Below are 26448 nucleotides of genomic sequence, written 5' to 3'. Positions count from 1 at the left end.
TTACTCCGCGGCACTCGGCTGGGGAACGCCATCGGGGGTTTTTGCTTTCTTGCCTGATCTGCGAGTCCTGATTTTGTCGCGCAGGTCCGCCAGCGAACCGATCACGCCCTTCGGCATCAGCAACGTGGTGAACACGAACAGCACACCGAGTGCGAACAGCCAGTATTCCGCAAGCGAGATGCCGAGCATCGGCGTACGGAAGAACAATACGCCGAGCAGTCCCAGCGCCGCGCCTGCCGCTTCGGCGCGCGTCGTGAGAATCCACGCCGCACCGGCAGCAGCGGCGAGGCCGAGCAGGATTTGCGGCACATGCTCGCCGCCAAGGAAGTGGACAAGCAAACCAGCAACGACGCCTGCACCGATACCGGCCGCCGCCAGCGCGCGACTACGGTAAACGAGATAGGCGGCAAGCAACACGAGCGCGACGCCGAACAGCCAGTACGGCGCAATCAGTCCGCCGGTGAACAGCGTCTTCGCATAGTTCACAATCACCGCGCCGAGCGCCGCGCCGAACAGCGTGCCACGCCCGCCCACCGCGACCCAGATGATGATTTCGATGGAGTTGGCCGGATGAAATTCGCTCGGATTGATGATGCCGACCTGCGGCACGTAGAGCGCACCGGCGACGCCGGCAAGGCAAGCCGAGACGACGAACGCGAACAGTTTGTAATACTCGACGCGATAACCGATGAAGCGCGTGCGCGACTCCGCATCGCGCACCGCGACCAGCACCTTGCCGAGCTTCGAGTTCACGATGGCGCGGCAGATCAGATAGCCGATGGCCAGCGCAATCGCGGACAGTGCGAACAGCACTGCGCGCGTGCCTTGCGTCTGCACGTTGAAGCCGAGAATATCCTTGAAGTCGGTCAGGCCGTTATTGCCCCCGAAACCGAAATTGTTGCGGAAGAATCCGAGCAGCAGCGCAAACGTCAGCGCCTGCGTGATGATGGAGAGATAAACGCCGGTGACGCGCGACCGGAATGCGAACCACCCGAACACGAAGGCGAGCAAGCCCGGCACCAGCAGCACCATCAGCATCGCGTAAGCGAAGTGATCGAAGAAGTACCAGAAGAACGGCAGTTCCTTCCAGTTCAGGAACACCATGAAATCCGGCAGGATCGGATGCGCGTAGACGCCGCGGCCCGCGATCTGCCGCATCAGGTACATGCCCATCGCATAGCCGCCGAGCGCGAAAAACGCGCCGTGTCCAAGCGACAGGATGCCGACGTAACCCCAGATCAGATCGACGGAGACTGCAAGCAGCGCGTAGCAGAGATATTTGCCGAGCAGCGCGACGATATAGGTCGGCACATGAAAGATAGAGGTCGGCGGCACCAGCAGGTTCAGCGTCGGGACGATCACCGCGATTGCAAGAATGCAGGCGACCACGATCCATGTCGCGCGCTCCGATTGTTGCTGACGCATCAACATGACCATCGAAGCGGTGACGACAATCACGACGAGCGCGAGCAGCAACTCGGAGACGACCCGCACGATGGCGGAAATCGTCGCGAACGGCACATGAAACGCCGACGGCGGCTTCACGAGCAGGTTCAGTATCGCGAGGCCGCCGAACAGCACGGCGAGAAAACCAAGCGTGCCGAAGCCTAGTATCGAGAGATTGCGGCGGGTGATCAGCGCGCTCACGATTCCACCGCCCTGCCCTTGAGCGCGAATAGCCCACGCGGCTTCTTCTGGATGAACAGGATGATGAGAACGAGAATCAGGATCTTGCCGAGCACCGCGCCCGCGACCGGCTCCAGGAATTTATTAGCGATGCCGAGCGATAGCGCAGCGATCAAGGTGCCAAACAGGTTACCGACACCGCCGAATACAACGACAAGGAAGCTGTCGATGATGTAGCCTTGCCCGAGGTTTGGCGAGACGTTGTCGATTTGCGAGAGCGCGACGCCCGCGATTCCCGCGATGCCGGAGCCGAGGCCGAAGGTCAGCGCATCGACGTAACTGGTCTTGATGCCCATGGAGGACGCCATACGGCGGTTTTGCGTCACCGCGCGCATTTCCAATCCGAAGCGCGTGTAACGCAGCACGAACAGCAGCATCGCTAACACCGCGAGCGAGAACACTATGATCCAGAGCCGATTGTAAGTGATCGAGAGGCCCCCCAGCTCGAACGCGCCGGACATCCAGCTCGGCGCGCCGACTTCGCGGTTGGTCGGACCGAAGGCGGTACGCACCGCCTGTTGCAGAACCAGCGAAAGACCCCAGGTCGCAAGCAGCGTTTCCAGCGGACGGCCATAGAGAAAGCGGATCACGCCACGCTCGATCAGGATGCCGACGAAACCCGCGATCAGGAAGGCGAGCGGCAGCGCAATCGCGAGCGAATAGTCGAACAGCCCCGGCGCATTCTGGCGGATCGTCTCCTGCACGACGAAGGTGACGTAGGCGCCGATCATCACCATCTCGCCGTGCGCCATGTTGATGACGCCCATCACGCCGAAGGTGATGGCGAGGCCGATGGCGGCGAGCAGCAGGACCGAACCGAGCGAGAGACCGTACCAGACGTTCTGGCCGATCTCCCACCATGCCAGCGAGCGCTGCACAGCGGCAGCGGCGGAATCGATCGCCGCCTTGATCGCGGGCGACGAGCCGGGAGGAATCTTGTTCAGGAGATCGAGCGCTTCGGCGTCGCCGCGCGCGCCGATCTCGTTGATGGCGGCAATGCGCGCAGCTTCCGGTGCGTTCGTATCGCTTGCGATGATCGCGGCGCGGGCATGGACGAGCGCACGCTTCACGCGCGGATCGGTTTCCTTCGCGAATGCTTCCTCGACCAGTTTCAGCGCCGACGCGTCACGCGACTTGAACACGGCCGCCGCGGCCTCAAGGCGCTTGTTGCGGTCCGGCGAAAGCAGGCGAAGCGTGCCGAGCGCGGCATCGAGTGTGGTGCGAATCCGGTTGTTCAGGCGCACCGGCTTCGCGCCCGCGGGCAATGCCGGCTCCGCCGCGCCGGTCGTGACGTTCAGGATTTTTCCGCCCGCGCTGCGGAGATAGATCGTCTTGGTGGCGGGATCGAACAGGAGACGTCCGTCGGCAATCGCCGAAATCACCGGCTCGGCATTCGGGTGGCCGCTCGTGGAGATTTCCGCGATGGCGGTCAGCGTATCGGAGAAGGAGTCCGCCGCGAGTTTGGGAAGCGCGTCCTCGAACGGACCGGCCAGCACGCGCGAAGGAGAGAGCAGCAAGGCGAGGAACAGCACCGCGAGGGCCGCGAGTTTCCCGAACCTTGCGGGAGCGAGCGTCATGGGTGCCGTGCTTCTGTTTCTTCAGGGAAAGGCCGGGCGGGAGCGGACTCCCGCCCGGTGTTCGTCAAGCAAGCGCGGAGATTACGAACCGCACTTGTTGGTCTTGGTGTTGTAGTTGCCGCACTTCAGCTTGACCCAGTCGGCAACCAGATCCTTCGAGCCTTCGAGATACGGCGACCAGGCCGCACCCGGCACCAGGCCGTCGGTCTTCCACACCACGTCGAACTGGCCGTCGGCGCGGATTTCACCGATGAACACGGGCTTGGTGATGTGGTGGTTCGGCAGCATTTCAGAGATGCCGCCGGTCAGGTTCGGGACCTTGATGCCCGGCAGCGCGTCGATCACCTTGTTCGCGTCGGTGGAACCGACCTTCTCGACCGCCTTCACCCACATCGCGAAACCGATCACGTGCGCTTCCATCGGGTCGTTGGAGACGCGCTTCGGATTCTTGGTGAACGCCTTCCACTTCTCGATGAAGGCCTTGTTCTCCGGCGTGTCGATCGACTGGAAGTAGTTCCAGGCGGCGAGATGGCCGACGAGGTTCTTGGTGTCGATGCCGGCGAGTTCTTCTTCGCCGACCGAGAACGCCACGACCGGGATGTCCTTCGCGGACACGCCCTGGTTCGACAGTTCCTTGTAGAACGGCACGTTGGCGTCGCCGTTGATCGTCGAGACGACCGCCGTGCGCTTGCCGCCCGTACCGAACTTCTTGATCTGGGCGACGATGGTCTGCCAATCCGAATGTCCGAACGGCGTGTAGTTGATGAGGATGTCCTCGTCCTTTACGCCCTTGGCCTTCAGGTAGGCTTCGAGAATCTTGTTGGTCGTGCGCGGATAGACGTAGTCGGTGCCGGCGAGCACCCAGCGCTCGATCTTGTATTCCTTCATCAGGTAGTCGACCGCCGGGATCGCCTGCTGGTTCGGCGCGGCGCCGGTGTAGAACACGTTACGCTCGGACTCTTCGCCCTCGTACTGCACCGGATAGAACAGGATCGAGTTCAGTTCCTTGAACACCGGCAGCACGGACTTGCGCGACACAGAAGTCCAGCAGCCGAACACGACCGAAACCTTGTTCGCGTTGATCAGTTCGCGGGCCTTTTCCGCGAACAGCGGCCAGTTCGATGCGGGATCGACCACGACCGGCTCGAGCTTGCGGCCGAGCAGGCCACCCTTCTTGTTTTGCTCGTCGATGAGCATGAGCATCACGTCTTTCAACGTGGTCTCGGAGATCGCCATGGTGCCGGAGAGCGAGTGCAGGATGCCGACCTTGATGGTTTCCTGCGCTTTCACCGGCGCGGCGGAGACGGAAAGCGCCAGTGCGGTGGTTGCCGCCGCGGCGCCGAGTTTCTTGAATACTGTGAACATGTAGGCTCCCCATGAGATTCGGAACGACAGCGGACCGAAGGCGCGCGAAGACAGGTTGCGCCGGGGTAGGTGTTGCAACGCACATGCCAGCCGTTACGGGTTTGATTCTGTATACAATTCCAGTGCCCAAACCCCTCTGCTGCATAATTTATGATCTTCCATAGGCGCTCTGGATAATAATTAGGCAGAGAAAGCCCTACTGTATTCAATACCGCTGCAGGCTCTCGCGCCGAGACCACGTGCCTGACGAGTGAGAAATCTCCGCAGCGCGCCGCCGCCCCGCTCGAATCAACGACTCGCAACCACAGCTTTCGCCGCCAGCCCGCATCGGGGGCGATGCGGAGCAAGTGGCACTGCCATTGCAAAGTTACTTGCCGAAGCGCGCAGGCGGCAGCCTTCGGCGGGGTTTCGCGTGTCCATGCTCACCCGGTGAGCAGACGGTTTCTCCCCCGAATGTCCGTGGCCGGCGGCACATCGATGTCCGGGGATCGCAGCCGTGTTCAAGACCGTCCTGATTGCCAACCGCGGCGAGATCGCCGTGCGCATCGCGTCCACGCTGAAGAAAATGGGGATCAGGAGCGTCGCGGTCTATTCCGACGCCGACCGCGCCAGCAGGCATGTCAGCGTGGCCGATGTTGCGATCCGGCTGGAGGGCACAAGCGCCGCCGACACATATCTTCGCAGCGATAAAATCCTCGCCGCCGCGAAGGAAACCGGCGCGGAAGCCATCATCCCCGGTTACGGCTTCCTCTCCGAGAATGCAGGCTTCGCGGAAGAATGCGAAGCCGCAGGCATCGCATTCGTCGGGCCGACGCCGGAGCAGATCCGTTCCTTTGGCCTGAAACACACCTCGCGCGAAATCGCGGAGAAGGCGTCGGTGCCCCTTACCCCCGGCACCGGCCTGCTCGCCTCGCTGGAAGAAGCGCAGGCCGCGGCCTCGAAGATCGGCTACCCGCTGATGTTAAAGAGCACCGCCGGCGGCGGCGGCATCGGCATGACGCGCTGCGCGAACGAGGGCGAGCTGATCGCCGCCTTCGACGGCGTGAAGCGCATGGCGCAGAACTTCTTCAAGGATACCGGCGTCTTTCTGGAGCGCTATGTCGACGGCGCGCGGCACGTCGAGGTGCAGATTTTCGGCGACGGTAAGGGCAACGTGGTTGCGCTCGGCGAGCGCGACTGCTCGCTCCAGCGCCGTAACCAGAAGGTCGTCGAGGAAACTCCCGCTCCCGACCTTCCTCCCGCGACGCGCGAGAAATTGCTCGCCGCATCCGAGAAGCTGGCAAAGGCGGTGAGCTACCGCTCCGCGGGCACGGTCGAATACATCTATGACCGCACGCGCGACGAGTTCTATTTCCTCGAAGTGAATACGCGCCTGCAGGTCGAACATCCGGTGACCGAATCCGTGCTCGGCCTCGATCTGGTCGAGTGGATGATCAAGATCGCCGCGGGCGAACCGCCTGTATTCGCAAAGACATACGAGCCGAAGGGCGCATCCATCGAAGTCCGCATCTATGCGGAAGACCCGGTGAAGAACTTCCAGCCCTCACCCGGCGTGCTGACGGAAGTCTTCTTCCCGCCGGATGCGCGCGTCGATACGTGGGTCGCGACCGGCACCGAAGTCTCGCCGTTCTACGATCCAATGATCGCGAAGCTGATCGTCCACGGCAAGGACCGCGCGGAAGCGATTGCGAAGATGATCGCAGCGTTGAACGCAACTTCGTTGCAGGGCATCGCCACCAATGTCGATTACCTGCGGCAAGTGGTGGCATGGCCGGATTTCGCGGCGGGCAAGGTTTCGACCGGCGCGCTTTCGCGCTTCATGTTCGTGCCGCCGGTGATCGAAGTGCTCGAACCGGGCACCTATTCAACGATTCAGGATTATCCGGGCCGTGTCGGGTACTGGTCGATCGGCGTATCGCCGTCCGGCCCGATGGACGACTACGCATTTCGCATCGGCAACCGCATCGTCGGTAACGACGAGGCTGCGGCCGGGCTTGAATGCACGATTCAGGGCGCGACGCTGCGCTTCCATGACGACTGCCTGTTCGCACTGACCGGCGCGGACAGTGGCGCAACGCTCGACGACAAGCCATGCGATTTCTGGAAACCGGTGCAGGCGAAAGCCGGGCAAGTGCTGAAGATGGGCCGCGCGAAAACCGGCTGCCGCATCTATCTCTCGATCCGTCACGGTTTCGACGTGCCGGTGTATCTCGGCAGTCGCTCGACATTTGCGCTCGGCCAGTTCGGCGGCCATGCCGGACGGCCGCTGCGCGCGGGCGACATGCTGCTGATGAGCAACCCGAAGATTGCCGCATGCAAGTCGCCGCCCGCGAAATACGAACCGAAGGCCGCGCCCGCCGAACTCATTCCATCCTATGATGTGAAAGAATGGGAGATCGGCTGCCTCTACGGCCCGCACGGCGCGCCGGACTTCTTCACCTACAGCGCCATCGAGACCTTCTTCGCCTCGACCTATCAGGTCCACTACAACTCCAACCGCCTCGGCATTCGCCTAAACGGCCCGAAACCGGAATGGACGCGCAGCGACGGCGGCGAAGCGGGCCTGCATCCCTCCAACGTACACGACTGCGAGTATGCAATCGGCAGCGTGAACTTCACCGGCGACCTGCCCGTGATCCTCACGCGCGACGGTCCGAGCCTCGGCGGCTTCGTCTGTCCGGTGACGATCGCGAAGGGAGAACTCTGGAAAGTTGGCCAGGTGAAGCCCGGCGACAGCATCCGCTTCCTGCCGATGACCTTCGACGAAGCATTGGCACTGGAAAAGGCGCAGGATGCGGCGATTGCGTCGCTGTCGCCGCTCACGAAATTACCCGCGCGCAAGCCCATCGAACTGAAAGCCGCGAAAACCGTTTCGCAAACCGTACTCGCGGAACTGCCGGAGCAAGGTTCGCGGCCCGCGGTCGCCTACCGGCAGGCAGGCGACAAATACATCTTGCTCGAATACGGCCCGATGGCGCTCGACCTGCGCTTCCGCTTCCGCGTTCACGCGCTGATGGAAGAACTGAAGAAGAATCCGGTCGCGGGCATCCTCGAACTTTCGCCCGGCGTACGCTCGCTGCAAATTAACTATGACAGCCGCGTGATACCGCAAGGCAAGCTGATCGAGACGTTGCTGCGGATCGAGGAAATCCTGCCCGCGGTCGATACCATGAAAATCCCGACGCGCATCGTGCACATGCCGATGGCGTTCGAGGATTCCGCGACCCTCGACGCGGTCGCGAAGTATCGCCAGTCGGTGCGCGACACCGCGCCGTGGCTGCCGAACAACGTCGATTTCATCCAGCGCCTGAACGGCCTCAAATCGCGCGACGAGGTGCGCGATATCGTGTTCAAGACCAGCTACATGGTGCTGGGCCTCGGCGACGTCTACCTCGGCGCGCCCTGCGCGGTGCCGGTCGATCCGCGCCACCGCCTGCTGACGTCCAAATACAATCCCGCGCGCACGTTCACCGCGGAAGGCACGGTCGGCATCGGCGGTGTCTATATGTGCATCTACGGCATGGACTCGCCCGGCGGCTACCAGCTTATCGGCCGTACGCTGCCGATCTGGAACAAGTTCCTACTCAACAAGACGTTCGAGAACGGCGAGCCGTGGCTGTTGAAATTCTTCGATCAGGTCCGCTTCTATCCGGTCAGCGAGGAAGAGCTCACCGAACAGCGCCTCGCCTTCCGCGAGGGCCGCGCGACCATCAAGATCGAGCACGAGGTGTTCGATCTCGCCGAGCACGAGAAATTCCTGAAGGACAATGCCGCGAGCATCGCCGCATTCAAGGAACAACAGCAGGCCGCGTTCACGAAAGAAGTCGCGGTCTGGCAGGCGACGGAAACCGCCGCGGCAACCGCCGCCGCGCTCGCCGAGCCGGAGAAGGAAATCGGCGAGATCGACGGTCAGCTTGTGTCGAGCGACATCAGCGGCAATATCTGGAAACTATTGGTCGAGGTTGGACAGCCGGTGGAAGCCGGCGCGCCGGTCGCCATCGTGGAAGCGATGAAGATGGAGTTTCCGGTAGTTGCGCCGTCCGGCGGCAAGGTCTCGGCGATCTTCTGCAAGCCCGGCAAGCAGGTCGGGCCGGGCGATCCATTGCTTTCGATCAAGGCCGCGTAAGCGGAACGGGAATCAAGAACGGGAAGTCTGGACAGGTGAGCCGTGGAAATTGAACTGGCCGTGGTCGGCGCACATTTGTCCGGGATGCCGCTCAACGTCGAGCTTACGAGCCGCGGCGCGCGGCTGCTGCGCGCGGTCGAAACGCTCCCTGAATACAGGCTGTTCGCGCTCGCGGGCGGGCCGCCGCGCAGGCCGGGCCTGCTCCGCGTGAGCGCAGGCCAGGGTCATGCCATCGCGACGGAAGTCTGGGCGCTGAAAACGGAAGCATTCGGCTCGTTCGTCGCGGGCGTTCCGGCGCCGCTCGGCATCGGGACGACGCGCCTCGCCGACGGCACGACGCCGAAAGGTTTCATCGTCGAGCCGGAAGGCATCAAGGGCGCCGAAGACATTTCGCGCTTCGGTGGCTGGCGCGCCTATATAAAGAGTCTCGAAGAAGCAGTGTAAGCGCCCGCGCCGTTACTCTCCCGCGACCGGCAGGCTGACATTGGCATAGACGATGCCGCCATCGACCGCGATGGAATTGCCGACCACATAATCTCCCGCGCGCGACGCAAGATAGATCGCGATGCCCGCCATGTCCTCGTCGGTTCCGATGCGGCGCGAGGGAATGTGCTTGGCAATCTCGTTGCCGTGGTCGCGCGCTGCCTTGTTCATCTCGGACGCGAAGGCGCCGGGACAAATCGCGGTGACGTTGATGTTGTCCTTGATCAGCTTCGCCGCGAGGCGGCGCGTGAGATGGATCACCGCGGCCTTGCTCGCCTGATAGGAATAGGTCTCCAGCGGATTGACGGAGAGGCCGTCGATAGAAGCGACGTTGATGACCTTCGCAGGCCGCTCTTTGGTCGCCGCCGCACGCAGCGGTTTCGCCAGTGCTTTCGTCAGAAAGAAAAGCGACTTCACGTTGAGGTCCATCACCTTGTCCCAGCCGCTTTCCGGAAATTCGTCGAAGTTCGCGCCCCACGCCGCACCGGCGTTGTTGACCAGAATGTCGATCTTCGGCTCGCGCTTCATCAACTCGGCCGCGAGCTGCTCGCAGCCTTCCACCGTGGACATGTCGATCGGGAGCGCGATGCACTCGCCCGGATATTGCGCGGAGAGTTCTTTCGCGGTCTCGTCCAGCTGACCAGCCTTTCGCGCGGTGATGTAAACCTTGCGCGCGCCATAGGCGAGATACCCGCTTGCAATCATCTTGCCGATGCCGCGCGAACCGCCAGTGATGACGGCAACGCGATCTTTCAGCGAGAACAGATTTTCGAACATGAGAAGCCTCCCCGTATTTTGCGCTAGATAGAACCGCTGGATGGGGCCGAGTCAATCGCACGCGCTTTTCCGCAGTGCGGTTGATGATTTGCGCAAGTGCGCCGTATGTGCCGCGATACTTGAGAAGCAAAACCGCTTTGTTTCAGATGCCCTGAAACGCTCCGGCTTTGGTCCGTTCCAGCACGCGGAGCAAGGCGCGCTCGACATAGGCGCGGCAGAGTTCGCGCTTGTCTTCTTCCGAGAAGTGCATATCCCCGCTTACATCCATGTCCTCGTCAGCGCGTAACGACGCTTCGGCAATGAGCGCAGGCGTGAACTGTTTCCCGCGAATCTCCGCTTCGACTCCCGATGCGCGGACGGCATGGGTATTGACGCCGGTAATTCCGATTCTTGCCTCGATGCAATTTCCGGCTTCATCGGTCGTGATCGCGGCACTCACGCCTACGACCGCAAAGCGCGACGCGGGATGCGGCAACTTCAGGTAGGTCGCCGCAGTGCGCGGCGGCAGACGCTTGTAGCGTAGCTCGCAAAGCACTTCGCCTTCCTCAAGCGCGGTCGTGAACAGACCTTGAAACCATTCGGAAGCGGGAACCACGCGCTCGCCGCTCGAACTCCGGCAAACGAAAGCGGCGTCGAGTGCAACCGCCGTGGCGGGCCAGTCCGCCGCCGGGTCCGAATTCGCGAGCGAGCCGCCCATCGTGCCGCGATTGCGCACCTGTGGATCGGCAATCAGGCCCGCTACTTCGCACAGCAGCGGCAGCGCGGCCTTCGCTTCTTTCGAAGATTCGACCTGATAGTGCGTCGTCGCCGCGCCGACGATCAGTTCTTCGCCGCTGATGCGAACCCCTTTCAGCGCGGCGATGCCGCCGAGGTCGATCAGGTGCTTCGGCTCCAGCAGGCGCAGTTTCATCGAAGGGATGAGGCTGTGCCCGCCCGCCATCAGTTTCGTATCGTCGCCGAGACTGCCGAGCAGCGCGATCGCTTCGTCGATCGTTTGCGGCCGGTGATATGCAAAAGACGCGGGAAACACTACAGCGCCCCCGTCGCTTTGCGCGCGCGGATTTTTTCCGCCGCCGACTGCACGGCCTTGATGATGCTGTGATAGCCGGTGCAACGGCAGATATTGCCGTCGAGCTGATGCTTGATTTGCTCCAGCGTGGGATCGGGATAACGGTCGAGCAGTTGCGTCGCCGCCATCATCATGCCCGGCGTGCAGAAGCCGCATTGCAGGCCGTGATGCTCGCGGAACGCTTCCTGAATCGGATGCATGTTGCCGCTCTGCGCCAGCCCTTCCACCGTTACGATCTTCGCGCCTTCGGCCTGCACCGCGAATACCGTGCAGGACTTCACCGCCTGATCGTTCATGCGAACGGTGCACGCGCCGCATTGCGTAGTGTCGCAACCGACATGGGTTCCGGTGAGATGGAGATGCTCACGCAGAAAATGCACCAGCAGCGTACGCGGCTCGACTTCAGCCGAGCGCGTCACGCCGTTCACGGTGAGGGAGACGGTGCGCTTCATTGGGTGCGTAACGCCGAAAGGATGGTGCTGCGGGTGATCGGCAGTTTCGTGATGCTGATGCGCCCTTCGAGCGCATCTTCCACCGCCGCGCTGAACGCAGCCGCGGGCGCATTCGGCGCGCTTTCGCCGACCGACTTGATGCCGAGCGGATTGTCGTTGGTCGGGAACACGACATGCTCGACGTCGATTTCCGGAACGTCGCCGATCCGCGGCACATAATAATCCATCAGGCTGCCGCTCAGCACCTGACCGTTCTCGTCGAAAGCCGCGTGCTCGCCGAACGCGATGCCCATGCCTTGCGCGAAGCCGCCGGAAATCTGCCCGTCCACTACCAGCGGGTTCAGCGGCAGGCCGCAATCGTGAACGATGACGTATTTCAGGATTTCGAGTGCGCCGGTCTTCGGATCGATCTCGACCACCGCGATATTGACGCCGCTACCCCACACCACCGTGCGCGGATAAAAGAACTCGGTCGCGTGAAGTCCCGGCCCGCCCAGCTCGATCATGCGCTTGTCGCGCACGGAGCGCGCCGCCAGCTCGCCGAGCGTAATGAAGTTCTGCTGCGCCCCCGCGACCGAGACGACGCTATCGTTGATGACGATTTCCGTCTCCGCGCAGCCCAGCACCTGCGCGGCGAAGCCGACGACCTTGCGGCGCACCTCGCCGGAAGCCTTCATCACGGCGTTACCTGCGTTGACCGCGACACGGCTCGCGCCGGTTCCGAAGCCGTGGTCCATCAATCGCGTGTCGCCGCCGAAGACCGATACGTCGTCGAACTTGGCACCGAGTGCATGCGCCGCGACCTGCGCGAGCGTGGTCTCGTGGCTCTGGCCCTGCGAATTGACGCCGATGAAAACCGAAACGCGCCCCTGCTCGTCGATTTTCACCCGCGAGCCTTCGCACGGGCCTAGCCCGCCCGCCTCGACATAGCTGCCGATGCCGATGCCGATATAGCGGCCCTTGGTGCGCAATTCTTTTTGCCGCTCGCGCCACCCCGCATAATCAACACGGCGGATCGCCTTCTCCAGCAACAGCGGAAAGTCGATGTCCTTATATTCGACCGGAACACCATCGCGATAAATCTGGCCGTTGCGATACGGCATGTCGGCGGGTGTCACGATATTCCTGCGGCGGACCTCTAGCGGATCCAGCCCGGTCTCGCGCGCGATGGCATCGAGCACGCGATCCATCGTGAACACCGCCTCCACGCGGCCCGCACCGCGATAGGGCGAACCCGGCGGCGTGTTGGTCGCGATCGCCCAGCCCTCGATCTTCAAGGCCGGCACTTTATATTGCGTGGTGAGGTGATTGATCGTGTTGATCTGCAACATCATGTCGAAGTGGTCGTAAGCACCCACTTCCTTGTAGAGCTTCAGATCGAGACCGAGGATCGTGCCGTCGCGCTTCGCGGCAATGCGCACGTCGTGCGCCTGATTGCCCGAATGGTTCGCGGAGGTCATGTGCTCGTTGCGCGTTTCCGCCCAGCGGATCGGGCAGCGCAGATGATAGGCCAGCACGGGCACGATGACGTCTTCGGCGTAGAGCACGCCCTTCAGGCCGAAACCGCCGCCGACATCGCGTGCGATCACCCGGACCTGATCGCTCGGCAAACCGAGCACGCCCGCAATCGTGTTGCGCATCATGTACGGGAACTGGCCCGTGGACCAGATATTGAGTGCGCCGGTCGGCGCATCGAATTGCGCGGCGACCGCGCGGCATTCGATGGCCATGGACTTCAGGCTCTGCGTCTCCAGTCTTTTCTCGATGACGACTTCGGCTGCGGCGAAAGCGGCTTCCGCATCTCCGACACTGTGCTTCAGGTGCGCGACGACATTGTCGAACCCGTCATGTACACGCGGAGAATTAGGCTTCATCGCCTCTTCCCACCGCGCCACCGCAGGAAGCGCGTCGTACTCCACTTCGACCGCAGCGACTCCATCCGCCGCCGCATAGGGCGACTCCGCCAGCACCACCGCCACCTGCTCGCCCACATAGCTTGCGCGTTTCGAGAACAGGAAATGGCCGGGCAGATTGATCTGGTCGATGTAGGGACTGGTCAGCGTGACCGAGCCGTTCAGTTCCGGCAGCCGCGCTTTAAGGCCGGGGAATTCGCTGCCGTCGTAAACGCCGACCACGCCCGGAACGGCGAGCGCCGCTTCCTTGTTTATCTTCAGGATGTCGGCGCGCGCGTGCGGGCTGCGAACGAAGGCGGCATACAACATGCCCGGAAGCTGCACGTCTTCGACGTACAGCCCGCGGCCTGTCAGCAGTCGCTCGTCCTCTTTTCGCGGAACCGCTTTTCCAAGCATGGTTCTCACCCGGGTAGGTTTGCCGCCCGGTTATAGCTTCCGCATCATGAAGTCGGCCATGCCGGGGCGCACGATATGTGAGCGATCATGGCAGCAATGGACGCTGTCCGGCCAGATCATCGTTTCGACCTCGCATTTGAGGTCTTTCAGCAGGAGGTCGGCGTTGTCCTGCGGCGTGATCACGTCGAGGCCGCCGTGGACGACCAGCGTCGGGCATTTGATCTTCGACGCATAGGGCACCAGATCGACGGTTTCGAAGAACTTCTCCATCTCGGCGAAATTCTTGCTGTTCGTGACGAACGCAAAGCCCTGCTGCGTGTGCTCAGGAACATCCTTCAGATTGCGCATGTGATACATGACGCCCCAGGCGCAGAGCGCCTTGATGCGGCTGTCCATCGCGGCGGCTTTGGGCGCATAGCAGCCGCCCATGCTGCGGCCGATTACGCCGATCCGGTTGCTGTCCACTTCAGGGCGCGTTTCGAGGAAATCGATCACCGCGAACACCGACTTTTCGAAATCGGTCGGCCACCAGCGCTCGAAAACCGTTTCGCCCTGTCCGGGACCATCGAATGCGAGCGTCGCGAGTCCACGGCGGATGCAGTGGTCGTTCACGGTAAGGTAGTCTTCCTTGGTGGTATCGAGACCGCCCTGTAGAATCACTACCGGTGGTTTCTTCACGCCCGGCGGCACGCGCAGATAGGCCGCCATCTTGATTCCGTCATAGGGAATGCCAACCCGCTCATACGGCACGTCGAACAGGCTCAACGACTTGGTGAAGGAAGCGACCTTCTTGTCGTGAATGCGCTTCTTTTCCTTGATGTCGTCGAAATACAGATACTGTCCGTAGTGGTGGAACAGGGAAGCGCGCGCGTACTCGGTCGCGGCGGTGAGCTTTTCGTTCAGGCTCTTGGCCTTGTCGGCGCGCTTTTCGGCTTCATCGCCCCACTTCGACCATGTCGCGGGCCACGAAGCCCAGTCCGGCGTGGCCTTACGCAGATCCATCAGATCGCGATAGTGCACGCCATCCGCGAGAAAACGATTGATGCCCTGATCGATCACAGCTTCGACGACAGATTTGCTCACCTTGGTCCCTCACCTTTTGGCGAGTTGTCTCGCCTAGCGTTCTTTGATGGCCTCTCGGCCATCTGGATTTCCAGGACTCCGCTATTGACACAGCAGCGCCCGCCGACGCACGAACATCCATTGATGGGCGGGAGCTTTATCTCGCGCAGTCTGTGCCAAACTTTGTATACAAACATACCAATACAGTCAAACCGGCTCATTCTCGTCATGGTCACTTCGGCAAAAAGCAAGAACAGGAAACCCAGGAACGGCGGGCGCGATTTTCTGTACCGCGACGTGGCGGATAAATTGCGCGAGCGTATTTCGTCCGGCCGCTATGCGCCGAATACAAAGCTGCCAAGCCTTCACGACCTGGTCGAGGAGTTCGGGGTCAGCGCGATCTCGGTGCGGCGCGCGCTGAAGGATCTCGCCTACGAAGGCCTGGTCAACGGCGAGCAGGGACGCGGGGTTTTCGTCAAGGAAAAGGGCGTCATCCACCGCGTGCTTGCCGCGAAATCGGACCGCTCGATCGGCGACGAGATTGCCCGCGCCGGATTTACGCCGCAGGTCAAGGAACTGGCGCACCGTAAAATTCGCGCGCCCGAAGATGTCGCGCGGCGCCTGCAAATCAAACCCGGCACCAAAGTCTTCCAGCACGAAAAGATCGCCTATGCGAACTCCGAACCGGTAAGCCTGCACTATCTTTTCTACAGCGAAGAGGTGGCGGCCAAGATCAAGGAATTGATCGGAGGCACCTTCGTGTTCCGGATGCTGGAACAGGCGAAGATCAAGGTGAAGGAGTCACGCTTCGAGTTCGGCGCGGCGGGCTTGTCCGCCCAGCACGCCGATCTGTTTCAGCTTCCTCCCGGCACGCCCATGGGATTGATCTATTTCACGCCCCTTAACGAAATCCGCACACCGATACTCACCGGCCTGACCATCTTCCGTTCCGACCGATTCCTGTTCGAAGTCGACGTCCCGCACTAGTTCACGTTCGCGCCGCGCTCGATGGTGTATTTCCGGTCGAGCAGCTTCGCCGAGTGATTGCTGTCGGATTGCGCGATCAGCACGGAAAGTTTCTGACCGCGCAACGCGCCGATGACTTCCGAAAGCCGCTGCGACAGCGCGGGCGCGACACCCTCGAAAGGTTCGTCCAGCAGCAGGAAATGCGTGCCGGCAACGATGGCACGCGCGAGCGCCACCAGCTTCTGTTGCCCGCCGCTGAGCAGGAGTGCACGGCGATCGCGCATGTTGGCGACTTCCGGCAGCAAGTCATAGGCAGCCTTCAGACGCGCGGACGAATCCAGATGCTTCATCGCCCAGACCGGTAGAAGCACGTTCTCCTCGACGGTCAGTTGCGGCACAAGCCTCCGATCTTCGGGCATGTAGCCGATGCCGAGCGCAGCGCGCCGGTTCGGTGAAAAGCCGTCGATGGCCTTGCCGCGATACGCGATGCTGCCGCGTTGCACCGGCAGAATTCCCATCAGCGCGCGCATGGTGGTGGTCTTGCCTGCGCCGTTGCGGCCGACGAGGCCGATCATCTCGCCCTCGCCGATCTTCAGGTCGATGCCACGCAGAATCTCGATAGACTTGATGGAAACGTGGAGTGATTTTGCTTCAAACATGGCTCACCCCGCCGTTCCGGTAATGTGACGCCTGACCGTCTCGTTATCCAGCACCGCCTGCGGCGAGTCGTCGGCGATGATCTTGCCGTCGTAGAACGCAAGCACGCGCTGTGCGTAGCGCGATACGATATCCATGTCGTGCTCGACAAAAAGCACGGTAACATCGTCATCGAGCGCCGCCATCACGATATCCATCAGCGCGAATTTCTGTTCGGCGGCGACGCCGCTGGTCGGCTCGTCCAGCAACAGGATTTTCGGCTTGCGCGTGACCGCAAGCGCAATGTCGATCAGCTTGCGGACGCCGCCAGGCAATTCCGAGACTAGTTGATCGCGGTAATCCGTCAGGCGAAAACGCTCCAGCAGATTCTCGATGGTGCGTTCCATTTTTTCATCGACAGTCGCGTAAGGCGAGAAAGCCGATCCTTCCGCGATGCCGAGACCAACCGCGAGGTTCTGTGCCGCGGTCAGCGTCAGGTAGAGTTGCGGCACCTGGAACGAGCGGCAAACACCTTCGCGCGTAATTTCGCGCGGCGCCTGGCCCGTTATGTTCCGGCCTTCAAGCGAGATCGTGCCGCTGTCGGGCTTGATGTAGCCGGTGACGATGTTGACGAACGTGGTTTTGCCCGCGCCGTTGGTGCCGATCAGACCGAGCCGCTCCGCCCGTTTCACCGTGACATTGATGTCGTTCGCGGCGACGACAGAGCCGAACGCCTTGTTGACGCTTTTCGCTTCGAGCACGGCGGTCATGCGGATTTCCTTTCCGCCGAAGTTTTTTTCCGGCGGCGGATCAAACCGCCGAGGCCGTTCGGAAGGAACAGGATCGAAGCGAGCATGAAAATACCGAGCGACATCTGCCAGGCATTCGGGAAGTACTGGCTGGAAAACGAGCGGATGAACTCGAGCAGGATCGAGGAAACGAACACGGCGGCGACGCTGACGTGGCCGCTCAAAATCGCGACGAATACGAATTCGCCGGAAGTGGTCCAGAATGCCAGCTCAGGGTCGATATGGGCGACCGCGATCGCGTTCACCGCGCCGCCGAGGCCGCCGAGGAATGCCGCCGCGACGAAGTTCTCCGAGATCACGCGGCGCACCGATGCGCCGAGATATTCGACGCGAATTTCGTTGTCGCGGGTTGCCAGCGACAACATTCCGCGCACGGAGTCGAAATGCACGCGGCAGGCCGCAGCCGCGATCACGACGAGAACGCTCGTGAACAGGAACAGCCCGTACACCGCTTCGGCCGAGCTTGCGGGCTGAAAGCCGAAGAAGCTCGGCGGACGCAGATTGAGGCCGTCCGAACCGCCGAGGAAATCCGCTTTGGTCAGTGCGCCGTGCGCGAGCATGGAGAGCGCGAGCGTCAGCGTGGCGAAGAAAATGCTGCGATAACCGGCGAGCAGCGGCGCGATGATGCCACCTAGCACGAGCGCAACCACCCCGCCCGCGAGCACCAGCAATGTCATGTCGTTGATGCCGCCCCAGAGCATGACGAGGCCCGCGCCGTAACCGCCCGCGCAGTAGAACAGTCCCTGTCCGAACGAGAGCTGGCCGCTGCGGATCAGGAGAACCAGACCAAGCGCGGCGAGGCCTTTTGCGAAAGCCGTGACCAGCAGGAATACGCACCAGCCGGGCAGAATCCTGCCTAGCACTGCGAGCGCGACGACCGTGACAACGGCCGCAACCGGAATGGCGAGACGCGATGACATGCTAGATTTTCCGGAGTGCGGTGGGACTGAAGATGCCCTGCGGACGAATCGCGAGCATCAGCGCCATCACCAGATAGACGATGAAGAGTTCGGCCCAGGGCGCGAGATGAATCGCAAGTGCGCGTGAGAGGCCGACGATGAGCGAGGCAATCGCCGCGCCTTCGATGCTGCCCAGCCCGCCGATGACGACCACCGCGAAGCTCAGCAGCACGACCATGACCGCGAGGCCCGGCTGCACCGAAATCTTCGGCGCAGTGAACGCGCCACCGAGTGCCGCCAGAAATACGCCGATCGTGAACGCAATCACGAAAATCTTGGTGACGTTCACACCAGCCGCACTGCTCATTTCGCGGTCGTGAATGACCGCGAGCACGACCTTGCCGCTTTTCGTGCGGTTGAGTCCGAACCAGAGCACGATGCCGATTACGATTGCGAGCGCGATCAGGAAGAAATCGTAGCCGACATAGCTGAGACGCCCGACGTTGACATTGCCGAACAGGCTATAGGGTTCGTAGGCATAATACGGGTTCACGCCCCAGATCAGCTTGGTCGCGTCTTCGAGAATCAGGAACAGCGCATAGGTGACGAGAACGAGCACGATCTCGTCGCGATGATAGAAGAAGCGAAGCAGACCGCGCTCCAGCAGCGGACCGAGCACGATGGCGGCGGCCAGCGCCGCGGCAGTCATCGCCACCAGACCCAGCATCGGCGGGTTGGAGCCGGAATAATAAATTCCCACCGCGTTCGCCGCGACGTAAGCGCCGATCGCATAGAAGTTGCCGTGTGCGATGTTGAGGATGTTCAACACGCCGAAAATCAGCGTCAGCCCGACGGCGACGATGAAAATCCAGGACGCGTCGATCAATCCATCGATCAATATGGTGGCGGCGAGCTGCACGGTCAGGGTGCCCCGATTTCAGTTTGAAATTTGGGACGCAACGGCGGGCCGTTGCGTCCCCTTTCCGGTTTGGCCGGCGTCAGCGACAGATTAGTCGCATTTGGCACCGGGGAAGCCCTGGGCGATCCAGTCCTCGGACTTGATGCCCGGCGGCGGGTTCACGCATTCGGCGGCGAAAACCTCGACATCCGTGACGGTCATAACGTTACGCTGCGGGTCCCACTTGGTGACGCCGATAGCGTTCGCCTGAATCGCCTGATGGCCGTTGCCGAGCGCCATCTTGATTTTGCCCGACGGGGTATCCCACTCAAGGCCCCGCAAGGCGGCAGCAATCTGCTCCGGCGTCGGCTTCTTGTTGCCGTTCGCCGCCATCGCCTTCTCGACCGCAGTCTTCAGGCCGAGCACGGATTGCGTCATGCGGTAGTGACCCTGACTCGGCATCACGCCCGGTTCGTACTTCTGCGTATTCGCAACCAGCCAGTCGTTGAGTGCGCTCTTTACTGCGAACGGACCGCCGACGCCACGCGCGCCGATGATCACGCCTTCCGGCATACGGCGGCCGAGCGGATGCAGAACGTGATCGCCTGCCATGATCGCAACGTGACGGTTCTTGAACAGGCCTCTCGGCACCGACTGCAGGATGAAGGCCTGCAGGTCGCCGCCCCAGAGGCTGGTGTGAACGATGCTCGGATTGGTTTGCAGCAGCGCTGAAATTTCGGTGCCGTACTGGCCCGCGCCCAACTTCGGCCAAAGCTCGGAACCGGTTTTCGTGCCTTGGCTAACCTTTTGAAGACTCTGGATAAAATCCTTCCAGTTGTCGCGGCCATAAGCGTAGTCGGGGTTGATGCCTGCGGCAGTATCGAGTTTCAGCTTGCGCTTCTGGAAGTAGCGAACGAGCGCGACGTTATCCATCGTCGCGTGCGACGAGTTGCGGAAAACGTACTGATAGGTGCGATCCTCGAAAATGCGCGGCGTGCCGCAATCGAACAGGATCAGCAGCTTCTTCATTTCCTCGGCAACCGGCGCGGCGGCAAGACAGTTGCTCGATGAAATGTAGCCGATGATCGCATCGTAGCCATCGCGCTCGAATGCGTTGCGCAATTCCTGCACCTGCTTCGTGGTGCCGCCGCTCTCGTCGATGACGTTGATCTCGACCCTCAGCCCGCCGAAGCCGATCTTGTCGTAGGGAGCCGGCAGTTGTCCGCCTTCGTTGAGCGCCTGAATCAGGCGCTGCGCTGCGTACCAGCTAGGCGCACCGAAGGATTCCGCGCCCGGACCCGACGTAAACGTCACGATCCCAAGACGAAAAACCTTATCCTTGTCCTGCGCAGACGCCGGCTGCACACCGATGGTCAGTGCAGCGAAGGCTGCGAGTATTCCCATAAATCGCCATAAGCCGGTTCTCATTTTTCCGTCTCCCTTATCGATGTTTTATTTCTTCGATGTTATTTCTCTTGGCGTTGGCAAACTATGTATACAAGGTTTGCGGGCTGTCAAACGCTGCCCGCAAAACGGGTCCGGAGAAACATCCCATGATAATCGAAATGCGCACATACACACTGCGGCCGGGAACGCTCGCGGAATACATAAAGCTCTATGAAGACAAAGGGTTGGCGGTTCACCGCGAGATTCTCGGCAATCTGCTCGGATATTTCAAAACGGAAATCGGCGACATCAATCAGGTCGTGCATCTCTGGGGCTACGCCTCGTTCGAGGACCGGGCACAACGCAGGGCAAAACTCGCAGAAAACGCGCAATGGCAAGGGTTTCTCAAAGCCGCGCAGCCCTATTTCGTCACGCAGAAGAACCAGCTGCTGACCGGCACGAACTTCTCTCCAATCCGCTAGCACGCAATTTTTTGAAAGTGACAATAATGAACGCCCGGATTCCAGTGTCTTCCGATGTGCGGCTTGCCGTAAATGCCGAAATTCGCGGCGGGCGGCCGGTGTTGGCGCTCTCCAATTCGCTCGCAGCAGAGATGACGATGTGGAACGAACTGGTCCGGCTCGTCTCGGATGAAATGGACGTCATCCGCTATGACGCGCGCGGACATGGCCAATCCGATACCGGCACCGGATCGCTCTCGATCGAAACGCTCGGCCGCGACGTCATCGCAATTCTCGATCACTTCAAGATCGAGAAATCCTATCTGTGCGGATTGTCGCTCGGCGGTTTAACGGCACAGTGGCTCGGCGTGCATTTCCCCGCACGCTTTTCGGGCCTCATGCTTGCGAATACCGCGTTCAGTTTTCCGCCCGCATCGATGTGGACGGATCGCGCACGGCTTGCCCGCGAGCAAGGATTGGCGCCGCTCCTCGAAGCAACGCTCGACCGCTGGCTTACGAAATCGTTTCAGCAGAACAACCCCGGCCGTTCGGCGGAAGTGTCCGGAATGATTTCCGGCACGCCGGGAGAAGGTTATGCGCGCTGCTGCGAAGTGCTGGCGCAGACCGATCTAAGCGCAGCCGTTTCCGGAATTACGATTCCGGTCCGCGTTATCTGCGGCGAGCACGACAAGTCGACCACGCCTGAACGCGGAAGCGAACTGGCGGCAAAAATTCCGCAAGCAGATGTCGTGGTGCTTAATGCCGCCCACATTTCCTCGATCGAGGCGGCCGATGACTTCGCAAACGCAGTCAAAGAATTCGTCGGCGCCGTCGAACGGGATAACTGGCCAATTCGGGTTTAGCGTTCACAGCAATCCTGAGAATAAAAAAAGCGCCGGACAATTTCGTCCGGCGCTTTTGCGTTCGTGACGTTTTTTACTGATTTGGATGTTGCGTCAGGTATTCCTTGGCGTACTTCAAGAAGGAGGTATCGATCGGGTCTTCGAACTTCACTTCGCTCGAAACGATAAGCCCGCGCTTCTTGAACCATTCGAAGTCGTCGCGCATGGAGACGAGATCCATCTCGCCCCAACGATCCAATCCAGCCGCCTGCATGATCTTGTAAAGCTCGGCGTCCTTCACGCGGGTATGCTTCTGCATGATCTTCACCAGCCACTCAGCCGGCGGAAGGCCGTTCTTGTAGGCTTCCTGATAGTCCCGCAGCCCGCGCACATAAGCGACCATAAAACGGCGCGCGAGATCGGTGTCCTTGATGAACTTGCTCGAATAATAGAGCACTGCAAGCTGCTCATGCGGACGCAACTGGTTGTGACGCCTCAGCACACGGATAAGACCGTTCTTCTCGTTGATCGCGATCAGCGGATCGCCAAGATGGCCGAAGTCGATCGCCCCATTCACAAGTGCAGGCACGACGTCGCTGTACGACATCGACTTCAGGTTCACGTCTTTCAGCGTCAGTCCGCAGGTCTGCAGCCAGATCTCGATGGCGTGGAGAATGCCGTTCGAGGTCGAGCCATTGGCCATGTTCTTGCCCTTGACGTCTTTGCACTCCTTGATCGGAGAGTCTTTGAGCGTCACCAGGCCGAAATAGCTGAAGGGGTCTTTCTGAATCTGACCCTTGTCCGGCCGCTATCTCTCCGGTAGCCGCAGACCGGGCGATGGCGCGCGAACTCGTGGGCGAGCGCTTCTTCGAGATTCATGTCGCGACTCCGCTCGCGGTTTGCGAGGAACGCGACCCGAAGGGACTCTACAGGCGCGCCCGCGCGGGCGAGATCAAGGGCTTCACGGGCGTGGACGGCGTCTACGAAGAACCCGCCGCACCCGACCTGACGCTCCGCACCGACGAGATGCCCGTCGAAATCGCGGTGGCCCGCGTCGTCGATCTGCTGCGCGACACAGGCGTACTCAAGCGAACCGAAACCGACACCAACACGACGATCTAAAAGCGCTCTCGATGCCCTGTTGCATCGCGATAGCGGTCGACAAGGCTGGGGCAGCCCCGTAAAGGAGAAACGCCGGTGCGAATCTCGGTAGAATGGGACATGCTGAAGCTGCCTCGGAGGAGTGTCGTTGCCATCGAAGCAATGGTGCACGTCGCGTTGACAGGCGCCGGGCGCACGATCCCCACCATCGAAATTTCCGAGGCCATCGGCGTACCAAAACGTGGGCTTGAGCCGATCCTGCAACAACTCGTCCGCGCCGGTTTGCTGGCAAGCACGCGCGGCCCGCAAGGCGGATACGGCCTCGCGCGCGAACGCGCAAGAATCTCCGCCGCGGCCATCGTCGAGGCTTCGCTCGACACCGATACGGCCACGAGCGACGACCGCAGCTCGCGTTACGGCAAGGCGCTGGCTAAATTCGAAGCAAAGGCGGAACGCCACCTGCGCGCGGCGCTCGGCGAATATTCGCTCGACGATCTGTGCGAGGACGCCCGCAAAAGCGGCGTGAAGGTTTCCGTCGCCCGGAACCTCGACTACTCGATCTGAAATCGCGTTGAGCGCGGCAGCGCCGCCAATTCCGGAAAGAGGCTGGCGGGCCGCGACCGATAGTGATGATCACTACGTTTACGCTATAGCCCTATGATATCATTCAAAGAAATCTTCATCGATTTTGCGGACGTGTAGGCTTTCCTCGATCCGGCAGCCAACATTGTGCCGGATCATCAGCCGTGTCAGTTGCCTACCATCGATCAGCACGATGCGCTTGCTCAAATATTCGGCGGTATCGCGAGCACTGGCGGTGAAGGTCGATGTGGTGACGAACAGGCCCTTGGCGGCCTTGTGCCGGTCAAGACTGCCGAAGAAATCGCGGATTGCGCCAGAGCTTACGCTGTTGCCCGCAGCATAACGTTTGGCCTGGATGTAAACCCGGTCAAGTCCCAACTCATCCTGATCGATCACGCCATCAACGCCGTCGTCCCCGCTACGCCCGAGCGCACGCCCAGCTTCTCCAACCGATCCGCCATAGCCCATTGCGAGTAGAAGATTGACGATCAGCCGCTCAAAGAAGTCCGGTGGTGCGGCGCGAACACGATCCAGCAAATCCTCTCCCAGCGCAGCCTCGATCCGGCGATGCGCGGCGCGCATGATTTCGTCTGGTGTTGCTTCAGCGGTGTCGGAAGCGACGTCGATCCGATCAGCTTCCTCCGTGGCGGACGACGTTCCACGGTCTGTGAACGCGCGGAATTCCTCGAAGCGAGCTAAGAAGCGATTATCGATCCGCTCAGGCGCAGCGATGAGAACTTCAACGCCGCGCGGTGTGGCACGGAAATGGCCGCGTCGGGTGGTTTCAACCAGTCCGGCCTTCGCGAGATATGTTTTTGCCCAGTGCACACGGTTAGCGAAAATGGTCTGGCGGCCTGAAGCAAGCAGGGCGTTGCGCGCCGCTTCGCTCAACCCGAGGTCACTCCCGAGATTTACGATGACATCTCCGATCCGCACCTCGGCCTGTTTGGCGGCGTGCAGGACTGGCAGCATCAGGCTTTGGTAATCAGGAATCTCAGCGGCAGTGTCAGGCGTTTCCATTGGTTTGCTCATATCAGCCCGAAATACCGTTCAAAGAAAGCGGCCAGCTTATCGAGCACGGCCTGCTTTTTGGTGGCATGGCCGTTGCCTTTCGAGAATCGCGACACCGGCGGCAGGATTCTGGTGATGGCGGTGCCGGTGGAAGGGATGCTGCCATCGCGGAACGCATTGTCGATGAAGCTGTGGGTCGCCGCAGCATTCAGGCTTTCCTCGGCAATAATCCGCTCCAGTTCCTCCACCTTCTTCGCCGCCATGAAGGCTTGCCATTGCGCATCCACCTTTGCCGTCGCGGAAACCGAATCCACGAACTGTTCGATGAGGTCTTTCTTGTTGCGCAGCGACGGGCTGGAGTTGATCGCGCGGTCGATGGTCGCGCGGATTTCCTTGTCGTCTCCGGTGCCCTTGGCCTGGATGAACCGTTCGACCAGCATCAGGATGTAATCGACGTTGATCTCGACCTGTTTGATCAGCTCGATCTCGAACACCACGTCGTCGTTGATCGCTTCCTTTTCAGCGTCGGAAACGCTGCGGAATTGGGCGTGCAGGTTCAGGTAGAGGCTCTGATAGTCCTGAAAATCGCGTTCGCTGAGAATTTCATTGCCAGCAAAATCGTCGAACGCCGTGAGGATGTTTTTCAACCGCAGGATCGACCCAAACAGTTTGATGAACGTCTTCTGCGCGGCCTCTCCGACGATTGGCTCGCCCAGCGGGAACAGCGCCACCAGTTCGGCGACTTTCTTCTGATATTCCGCATAGTAATCGGCATAGGGCTTGAGCAGGACAATGCCCTTGGCGTCCTTGTTGCCGAACAGCGCCAGCGCATCATTCGTCGCCTGCTCCAGATCACGAAAGGAGACGATGTTACCGTAGGTCTTGACCGAGTTCAGAATGCGGTTGGTGCGCGAATAGGCCTGAATCAGCCCGTGCGCGCGCAGGTTCTTGTCCACCCATAACGTATTGAGCGTGGTGGCGTCGAAGCCGGTCAGGAACATGTTGACCACGATCACGAGATCAAGCTCGCGGTTCTTCAGCCGCTGAGACAAATCCTTGTAGTAGTTCTGGAACTTGTCGGCAGACGTATCGAAATTGGTGGCGAACAGGCTGTTATAGTCGCGTATGGCGGCTTCCAGAAAATCGCGCGATCCCTGATCCAGCCCTTCGGTCTCGAACTCCTCCTCGCTCAGCAAGCCGTCCGTCTCCCCCTCATTGGCGGCAAAACTGTAGATCAGGCCGATCTTCAGTCGTTGCGCTGGCGGGAGGTCCTTCTGCTGGCTAGCAAACTCGGTGTAATAGCGTTTGGCGGCGTCGATTGAGGCGCAGGCAAACAGCGAATTGAAGCCGTTCAGTCTCTTGCCGCCGTGCCTGTAGCTGGCGCTGCGTTTGGTCTTCTGGTCGAAATGTTCGCGGATATAGCCCGCCACCTGTGAAATACGCTCGGGCGCGAGCAACGCCCGTTCCGTGTCGATGGCCGAAACCTGCTTGTCATGGATCGCCGCCCCGGCCTTGATCGTATTGATGTAGTCGATGCGAAATGGCAGCACGTTCTTGTCGTTGATCGCATCGACGATGGTGTAGGTGTGCAGTTTGTCGCCGAATGCTTGGCTCGTGGTCCGCAGGAGTGGATTGCCGCCGGTACCGGAATTTTCGGCGAAGATCGGCGTGCCGGTGAAGCCGAACAGGTGATAGCGCCTGAAAGAGCGGGTGATTTCCGCGTGCATGTCGCCGAATTGGCTGCGGTGGCATTCATCGAAGATCACCACGACATGCGCGTCATAGACCGGATGCTTTTTGTTCCGGGCGACAAACCGGCTGAGCTTCTGGATGGTCGTGATGATGATGCGCGCGTTCGGGTCTTCCAGTTGCCGTTGCAGCACGGCGGTCGAGGTGTTGGAGTTCGCCGCCCCTTTCTCGAACCGTTCGTATTCGCGCATGGTCTGATAAT

Annotated in this window: 22 protein-coding genes and 1 pseudogene; 7 read left to right on the top strand and 16 right to left on the bottom strand. The window is 61.0% G+C overall.

Annotated elements, in window-relative coordinates:
- From urtC to urtA, 3 genes are all read right to left on the bottom strand, one after another.
- Entirely contained in the window at window positions 1–1437 is a 1437-nt protein-coding gene (urtC, locus tag KF794_00115) for an urea ABC transporter permease subunit UrtC (GenBank protein ID QYK46518.1), read from the bottom strand.
- A 206-nt stretch (window positions 1438–1643) separates the two neighbouring features.
- Entirely contained in the window at window positions 1644–3263 is a 1620-nt protein-coding gene (gene urtB, locus KF794_00110) for an urea ABC transporter permease subunit UrtB (protein QYK45167.1), read from the bottom strand.
- An 81-nt stretch (window positions 3264–3344) separates the two neighbouring features.
- Complete coding sequence (gene urtA, locus KF794_00105) at window positions 3345–4628, bottom strand: urea ABC transporter substrate-binding protein (GenBank protein QYK45166.1); 1284 nt, start codon at window positions 4626–4628, stop codon at window positions 3345–3347.
- A 496-nt stretch (window positions 4629–5124) separates the two neighbouring features.
- Here urtA and uca point away from each other — a divergent pair, with 496 nt between their 5' ends.
- Window positions 5125–8754: an urea carboxylase gene (uca, locus tag KF794_00100; GenBank protein ID QYK45165.1), complete on the top strand. Its 3630-nt coding sequence runs from the start codon at window positions 5125–5127 to the stop codon at window positions 8752–8754.
- 45 nt (window positions 8755–8799) lie between these two features.
- Window positions 8800–9198: pseudogene (locus KF794_00095) on the top strand (allophanate hydrolase).
- A 12-nt stretch (window positions 9199–9210) separates the two neighbouring features.
- Here the strand turns inward: KF794_00095 and KF794_00090 are convergent.
- The 5 genes from KF794_00090 to KF794_00070 form a co-directional block, all read right to left on the bottom strand.
- Window positions 9211–10014 (bottom strand): SDR family oxidoreductase, encoded by an 804-nt coding sequence (locus tag KF794_00090; protein QYK45164.1) that lies wholly within the window; start codon window positions 10012–10014, stop codon window positions 9211–9213.
- A 142-nt stretch (window positions 10015–10156) separates the two neighbouring features.
- Complete coding sequence (locus KF794_00085; GenBank protein QYK45163.1) at window positions 10157–11044, bottom strand: xanthine dehydrogenase family protein subunit M; 888 nt, start codon at window positions 11042–11044, stop codon at window positions 10157–10159.
- Window positions 11044–11535 carry a (2Fe-2S)-binding protein gene (locus KF794_00080; GenBank protein QYK45162.1) on the bottom strand — a complete coding sequence of 164 codons (492 nt, stop codon included), beginning with the start codon at window positions 11533–11535 and terminating at the stop codon, window positions 11044–11046. Before KF794_00080 ends, KF794_00085 begins: the two co-directional genes overlap by 1 nt.
- On the bottom strand, window positions 11532–13844 hold the full coding sequence (locus KF794_00075; protein QYK45161.1) for a xanthine dehydrogenase family protein molybdopterin-binding subunit: 2313 nt from the start codon (window positions 13842–13844) through the stop codon (window positions 11532–11534). Before KF794_00075 ends, KF794_00080 begins: the two co-directional genes overlap by 4 nt.
- 30 nt (window positions 13845–13874) lie before the next feature.
- Window positions 13875–14927, bottom strand: coding sequence for an alpha/beta hydrolase (locus KF794_00070; GenBank protein QYK45160.1), 1053 nt, complete (start codon window positions 14925–14927; stop codon window positions 13875–13877).
- Here KF794_00070 and KF794_00065 point away from each other — a divergent pair.
- Complete coding sequence (locus KF794_00065; GenBank protein QYK45159.1) at window positions 14859–15893, top strand: GntR family transcriptional regulator; 1035 nt, start codon at window positions 14859–14861, stop codon at window positions 15891–15893. The two genes, KF794_00070 and KF794_00065, sit on opposite strands and share 69 nt — an antisense overlap.
- Here KF794_00065 and KF794_00060 read toward each other — a convergent pair.
- The 5 genes from KF794_00060 to KF794_00040 form a co-directional block, all read right to left on the bottom strand.
- Window positions 15890–16531 carry an ATP-binding cassette domain-containing protein gene (locus KF794_00060; GenBank protein ID QYK45158.1) on the bottom strand — a complete coding sequence of 214 codons (642 nt, stop codon included), beginning with the start codon at window positions 16529–16531 and terminating at the stop codon, window positions 15890–15892. The genes KF794_00065 and KF794_00060 overlap by 4 nt on opposite strands.
- A 3-nt stretch (window positions 16532–16534) precedes the next feature.
- Entirely contained in the window at window positions 16535–17278 is a 744-nt protein-coding gene (locus tag KF794_00055; protein ID QYK45157.1) for an ATP-binding cassette domain-containing protein, read from the bottom strand.
- Window positions 17275–18237 (bottom strand): branched-chain amino acid ABC transporter permease, encoded by a 963-nt coding sequence (locus KF794_00050; protein ID QYK45156.1) that lies wholly within the window; start codon window positions 18235–18237, stop codon window positions 17275–17277. Before KF794_00050 ends, KF794_00055 begins: the two co-directional genes overlap by 4 nt.
- A 1-nt stretch (window position 18238) precedes the next feature.
- Window positions 18239–19135, bottom strand: coding sequence for a branched-chain amino acid ABC transporter permease (locus tag KF794_00045; protein QYK45155.1), 897 nt, complete (start codon window positions 19133–19135; stop codon window positions 18239–18241).
- 90 nt (window positions 19136–19225) lie between these two features.
- Entirely contained in the window at window positions 19226–20542 is a 1317-nt protein-coding gene (locus KF794_00040) for an ABC transporter substrate-binding protein (GenBank protein ID QYK45154.1), read from the bottom strand.
- Between the two features lie 125 nt (window positions 20543–20667).
- Between KF794_00040 and KF794_00035 the strand changes: the two genes are divergently transcribed.
- Window positions 20668–20982, top strand: a complete 315-nt coding sequence (locus tag KF794_00035) for an NIPSNAP family protein (GenBank protein ID QYK45153.1) — start codon at window positions 20668–20670, stop codon at window positions 20980–20982.
- A gap of 26 nt (window positions 20983–21008) precedes the next feature.
- Complete coding sequence (locus KF794_00030; protein ID QYK45152.1) at window positions 21009–21824, top strand: alpha/beta fold hydrolase; 816 nt, start codon at window positions 21009–21011, stop codon at window positions 21822–21824.
- 73 nt (window positions 21825–21897) lie between these two features.
- Here KF794_00030 and KF794_00025 read toward each other — a convergent pair whose 3' ends face one another.
- Entirely contained in the window at window positions 21898–22560 is a 663-nt protein-coding gene (locus KF794_00025; GenBank protein ID QYK45151.1) for an ABC transporter substrate-binding protein, read from the bottom strand.
- 80 nt (window positions 22561–22640) lie between these two features.
- On the opposite strand from KF794_00025, the gene KF794_00020 reads away from it, so the two are divergent.
- Both KF794_00020 and KF794_00015 read left to right on the top strand, forming a co-directional pair.
- Window positions 22641–22925 (top strand): adenylyl-sulfate kinase, encoded by a 285-nt coding sequence (locus tag KF794_00020; protein QYK45150.1) that lies wholly within the window; start codon window positions 22641–22643, stop codon window positions 22923–22925.
- 75 nt (window positions 22926–23000) lie between these two features.
- Complete coding sequence (locus KF794_00015) at window positions 23001–23468, top strand: Rrf2 family transcriptional regulator (protein QYK45149.1); 468 nt, start codon at window positions 23001–23003, stop codon at window positions 23466–23468.
- A gap of 99 nt (window positions 23469–23567) precedes the next feature.
- On the opposite strand, the gene KF794_00010 is transcribed toward KF794_00015, so the two are convergent.
- Window positions 23568–24506 carry a restriction endonuclease gene (locus KF794_00010; GenBank protein ID QYK45148.1) on the bottom strand — a complete coding sequence of 313 codons (939 nt, stop codon included), beginning with the start codon at window positions 24504–24506 and terminating at the stop codon, window positions 23568–23570.
- Between the two features lie 8 nt (window positions 24507–24514).
- Window positions 24515–26448: type I restriction endonuclease subunit R (locus KF794_00005; protein QYK45147.1), on the bottom strand; the 1934-nt coding region annotated here is incomplete at its 5' end.

The sequence above is a fragment of the Xanthobacteraceae bacterium genome (assembly GCA_019454205.1).
Taxonomy (GTDB): Bacteria; Pseudomonadota; Alphaproteobacteria; order Rhizobiales; family Xanthobacteraceae.
This window is presented reverse-complemented; position numbering and strand designations above follow the sequence as displayed.